This is a genomic window from Kitasatospora sp. NPDC058406, from assembly GCF_042722765.1.
GTDB lineage: Bacteria > Actinomycetota > Actinomycetes > Streptomycetales > Streptomycetaceae > Kitasatospora.
Genome location: NZ_JBHXKE010000505.1, coordinates 1 through 1,351, shown reverse-complemented (window position 1 = coordinate 1,351; position 1,351 = coordinate 1). Strand labels below are relative to the sequence as shown.

Annotated in this window: 1 pseudogene; it reads right to left on the bottom strand. The window is 68.8% G+C overall.

Features of this window, described 5'->3' with window-relative positions:
* Positions 1 to 227: 227 nt before the first annotated feature.
* Positions 228 to 1,024 (bottom strand): annotated as a pseudogene (locus ACFWOG_RS40885) (DDE-type integrase/transposase/recombinase).
* Positions 1,025 to 1,351: the final 327 nt, after the last annotated feature.

Below are 1,351 nucleotides of genomic sequence, written 5' to 3'. Positions count from 1 at the left end.
CTGGACGGCATGTCGCGCGAACGAAGAGGCTTCAGAGGCAGCGGAGTTCGCCGAAATGCTTCACGTGGAAAGAGTCCACTGGCCCTGACCGCACTCGCCCTGTCACGTGCCTGTGACACCGCCGCGACCGTTCTGCTACGAGCGCCCGATCCTGATAGGCCACGGGTCCGGTGAACGCGCACCCGCGCAGAGCCCAGGGTGAATGCCGTCACGCCTCCGTCACCGCATCAGCGGTGACGGAGGCGTGACGGGCACACCCCCCAAGAGCGGTGATTGTAGGTGTGGAGCCAGTCGGGGTAGGCGTTGCGGCGTGCCCGTTCGGTGCGGTCATGCCTGGCGTAGCCCATTCGTCGCGCAGTGCGCGGTTGAGGCGTTGGACCTTGGCCTTGGTCTGCGGTCGGGTGCGTTTGTGCGCGATGCCCTCGGCGGTGAGCGCATTGCGCCAGGCATGTGATGTGTAGCAGGCTCCGCTGTCGGTCAGCACGCGCTGGGCGGTGATCCCGGCGCGTGCGAAAGGGGCGTTCGCGCGGGCCCAGAACGCGACCGCGGTCTTCTCGCGTTCGTCGGGCAGGATCTCGCTGTAGGCGAGGCGGGAGCGGCCGTCGAGGGCGTTGTGCAGGTAACTGTGGCCGGTCCCGGATCGGGTTCTGCGGCCTGCTTCGCGGCCCAGGGTCCTGTGGCGCGGTCGAGGTGGGCTGGGCGGGCGAGGCGGTAGCGGACCAGGACCCGGTGGACCGTGGCCGGGTTGAGGCGGAGCAGGTAGGCGATGCGGGCCGGTCCCCAGCGGCGCAGGACACGGACCGTGACGATCCTCCGCTCGGTGCGGACCGGCAGTCTGCGCGGACTGCGGTGCGGCCGCGAGGAGCGGTCGGCCAGGCAGGCCTCGCCAGCGTTCTGTAGCGGTCCGCCCAGCGCTTCGCGGTGGTCGGTGAGACCGGCGCCGCAGCGGCCAGCCGTCCTCGACCACGCAGCGGGCAAGGCGCAGGCGTCCGGTCTCGGTCAGCGGTGCGTTACGGTGTGGCACGAGGGACTTTCTGGTCGTCGGTGCAGATGTCGCAATCCACACCGAGCCAGAAGGCCCTCACTCATTTCAAGATCACCACGCCGTGAACCGTGTCACCAACCTCCGTGGTCAGTACACCTAGAGCTCCGTCTGGACGTGCGCTGTCCTCGCGATCCGAAAGCGACGGTTGATCTCGCCCATCTCCTCATATCGGTGTCGGCACTGCGCGCAACGGTCGAGGTGGCGGACCAGTCGTTTGGACATTCTGCGGGCGGGGTGGCGGGCGAGTGCCGCGAGCTGTGCGGTGCAGTCGGTGCACTCCGGGGCGGAATCCGTCGTTTGGAGGTG